Origin of the sequence: Vibrio sp. 10N.222.48.A3, from assembly GCF_041475345.1 — a bacterium.
Taxonomy (GTDB): domain Bacteria; phylum Pseudomonadota; class Gammaproteobacteria; order Enterobacterales; family Vibrionaceae; genus Vibrio; species Vibrio tasmaniensis_A.
In genome coordinates, this window is the sequence record NZ_JBFRVX010000758.1 from 1 (window position 1) to 3,640 (window position 3,640).

The following is a 3,640-nucleotide window of genomic DNA, read 5'->3' on the forward strand; positions in this document are numbered from 1 at the left end:
TTCAAAACTTTTTTCAAGCGCTTAGCTTGGCTAATTTGACCTGCTGATTCGTTTTCGCTTTTGAAACCAAAGCTTCGAAGCCATCCCGTGTCAGCGAGGTGGCATTATAGAGATTTCGATCACACTGGCAAGCCCTTTTTGAAGTTTTTCTCGTTTTTTTATTCGTTCGATTAAAAAGAGCACAAAACGCCTCAAAAGTAGGCTTTTCTCTTACATCTCTTGCAATTTCTTAGAGAATAAAGAGACTTTTTCCCAGTTTGTGTACTCAACTTCCTTGGTTGTATCCGTTTCTCCACCTGTCATATTCATAATGAAGCGAATCATGGTTTTATCGAACCAGTTATAACGTGGGTAATAGAGGGCACCAGCGAATACACCGATTAGAGTCGGCTGCCATGGAGACTTAAGAAGAAACTTCTTAATATAGGCGCTACCTTCAGGAGTATCTTTGCCTTGGTCTTCTTTACGAGCTGTTAAGTTAACGCAAAAGAAAGCAACCTTGTTCGATTGCAACTGAGCAAGGTTGGCATCAATGAACTTATATAGCTTCTTATTAAGGTGGCCGTAACGAATAGATGCACCAATCAACACTCTATCGTATTGAGCAAAGTCGACATTACTAATAGTGTGCAGATCTTGAAGCTCACATTCGAACTCATTCATTTCTTCTTTTATATAGTTCAAGATTTTCTTGGTCTGCCCTTCACGGCTTGAATATAAAAATAGAGCTTTTGCCACAATGTTGTCCTTAGCTACGCCAAAACGTAGGGGTCAATAAAATTAATAAGGTGAATATCTCTAAACGACCAAACAGCATAGATACGATCAACACCCATTTGGCCTTATCATTCACATCGCCGAAGTGCATTGCCACTTCACCTAAGCCCGGGCCAAGGTTATTCAGCGTTGCCGCTACGGCAGAGAAAGCGCTTAGCTCATCCATCCCCGTAGCAATAAGAGCCAACATACAAACCACAAAAACTAATGCGTATGCAGAGAAGAAGCCCCAAACCGCATCAACGACACGTTGTGGTAGCGCCGAACCACCAACCTTGATGGTATAGACAGCACGCGGGTGAACAAGACGCTTCATTTCACGAGCACCCTGTAAAGTAAGCAGTAATATTCGAATGACTTTCATACCGCCACCCGTTGAACCTGCACAACCACCTATAAAAGAAGAGAACAGAAGCAACACAGGTAAGAATAGCGGCCACTCAGAGAAACCGGTTGTGGTGAAGCCTGCGGTTGTTGAAATAGATACTGTCTGGAACAAGGCTTGATCGAAAGCATCATAATACGAGTCATAAGAATGGTGATTCAACAGTAATAAGAAACAAACTAAGAACAGCACGACTTGAATAAAGATAAAGGCACGGAACTCAGGATCTTTCCAGTAATACTTAGGATGTACACCACCAGAAGCAAATGCCGCAAAGTGAAGAGAATAGTTACATGCAGATATAAGAAGGAACACGACCGTAATCATGTTGATAGCAGGACTGTTGAAATAGCCCATGCTTGCATCGTGCGTTGAGAAGCCACCAATTGCGATAGTCGAGAAACTATGGCTAATAGCGTCAAAGAAGCTCATACCTGCAAGCCAAAATGCCACTGCACAAGCAATTGTTAAGCTGAGATAGATGTACCAGAGCGCTTTTGCCGTTTCAGCAATACGCGGTGTCATCTTACTGTCTTTTACAGGACCTGGGATTTCAGCACGATACAGCTGCATACCACCGATACCCAGAACAGGAAGAATGGCTACCGCCAATACGATGATACCCATACCACCAAACCATTGTAGGAACTGACGGTAAAACAGAATTGCCTTAGGGAGATCATCAAGGCCGACAATAACCGTCGCACCAGTTGTAGTTAATGCAGAAAAGGATTCGAAGAAAGCATCGGTTACCGAAACACTCGGGTTATCAGCGATCAAAAACGGTAACGCACCCGCACTGCCGATTACCGTCCAGAACAAAACAACAATCAAAAAGCCATCTCGCGCCTTCAATTCATGTTTATAGCGTCGGTTTGGAAACCAGCAAGTTGCTCCAAAAAATAATAGAACAAAGAAAGTCGTCACAAATGGCACACCCGCACCATCTCGATAGATCAGTGCGACGAGCGCAGGTGCGAGCATTGATACACTAAAAAGTGCTAATAATAATCCGACGATTCGAATAATTGAGCGAAATTGCATGAGCTATTGAACGAAGCGAAATGCTTCACACTTCCTAGTTGTCTTTGACTTTCGTTACCAGTGCCTTAGCACCGCTTTTATTGATCATGGTTTGGGTAAACGAATCTACCTGAAGGAGCTCTATTTCAATAATAAGCTCAACTTGCACACCATAATCCGCTTGGACTTCAACAGCCTGATGCTGAGCCATAATGGATTGCGCAATTGGCACAAAGCCATAGTCTAACTCTAGCCGTAATTTTGTGGTTATTTTTTTCTCGATAGTTTGAAGCAGCTTGAGAGCTTGTTGCACTCCACCACCGTAAGCCTTTACTAGGCCACCCGTTCCAAGCTTGATTCCGCCAGAATAACGAGTAACAACAGCCGTCAGTTCACCAACGCCAGAACCAGACAGTTGCGCCAAGATAGGCTTACCCGCAGTACCAGATGGCTCTCCATCGTCACTAAAGCCCCATTGCATTGAGTCTTCAGGTCGCCCTGCAGCAAAACCCCAACAATTATGTCGCGCTGATGAATGCTCTTTTTTTACCTGTTCTACGAACTGTTTAGCAGCTTCTACACTTGGAGTATGAGCAAGATGAGTAATGAAGACGCTCTTCTTTATCTCTTCTTCAAACAGAGCCGACGCTGACGGTATTAAATAGGGCTGTTCATTCATATCGTTAACTTAATTAATAAGAGCGGCGAAGTGTATCACGCGTGAATAATAAGGGTTAGAGGATCTGTGCCATCGCACAATGTTAAACAATTGTTTAAAAAATGTATTGAAATTCACCAGGCAGAGGTACAGACTAGAATAACTGGTCTTACCAGGTATTCTACAATAATAGAAAGATAACAAGATTCTCTCAAACAATCGTGGATTGTATGTCATGGAGATAGACAATGATTTACCAAGCTAACACCTTACAGGTAAAGGAATTACAAGATGGTATTGCAGAACTTAGCTTCTGTGCTCCGGCCTCTGTAAACAAACTCGACCTTGCTACTTTAGAATCACTAGATAAAGCGTTAGATGCTCTTAATGCTCACGCTGGATTACGTGGTTTAATCTTAACTTCAAACAAAGACGCGTTCATCGTAGGCGCAGACATCACTGAATTTCTTGGCCTATTTGCTAAGCCAGAAGCCGAACTTGATGAATGGTTAAGATTCGCTAATTCAATTTTCAGCAAGCTCGAAGACCTTCCTGTCCCAACTCTTTCAATGATGCGTGGCCATGCCCTTGGCGGCGGCTGTGAATGTGTACTCGCTACCGATTTCCGTATCGGTGACAAGACCACCAGCATAGGCCTACCAGAAACCAAACTTGGCATCATGCCTGGCTTTGGTGGTTGTGTGCGTCTGCCACGTGTTATCGGTGCTGACAGTGCAATGGAAATTATCACGCAAGGCAAAGCATGCCGTGCAGATGAAGCACTTAAAGTTGGCTTG

The 3,640-nt window shown here is 43.5% G+C and carries 4 protein-coding genes; 1 reads left to right on the forward strand and 3 read right to left on the reverse strand.

The window, feature by feature from the left end; translation table 11 throughout:
* Positions 1 to 210: 210 nt before the first annotated feature.
* The 3 genes from hemG to AB4653_RS19450 are packed head-to-tail and all read right to left on the reverse strand — an operon-like array spanning position 211 to position 2,864.
* Positions 211 to 738, reverse strand: a complete 528-nt coding sequence (gene hemG / locus AB4653_RS19440) for a menaquinone-dependent protoporphyrinogen IX dehydrogenase (RefSeq protein ID WP_004736667.1) — start codon at positions 736 to 738, stop codon at positions 211 to 213.
* A 10-nt stretch (positions 739 to 748) separates the two neighbouring features.
* Positions 749 to 2,206, reverse strand: a complete 1,458-nt coding sequence (locus tag AB4653_RS19445) for a TrkH family potassium uptake protein (RefSeq protein WP_009848169.1) — start codon at positions 2,204 to 2,206, stop codon at positions 749 to 751.
* A 34-nt stretch (positions 2,207 to 2,240) separates the two neighbouring features.
* Positions 2,241 to 2,864, reverse strand: coding sequence for a YigZ family protein (locus AB4653_RS19450; RefSeq protein ID WP_009848168.1), 624 nt, complete (start codon positions 2,862 to 2,864; stop codon positions 2,241 to 2,243).
* 227 nt (positions 2,865 to 3,091) lie between these two features.
* On the opposite strand from AB4653_RS19450, the gene AB4653_RS19455 reads away from it, so the two are divergent.
* On the forward strand, positions 3,092 to 3,640 hold a 549-nt coding region (locus AB4653_RS19455; RefSeq protein WP_372105053.1), incomplete at its 3' end, for an enoyl-CoA hydratase-related protein.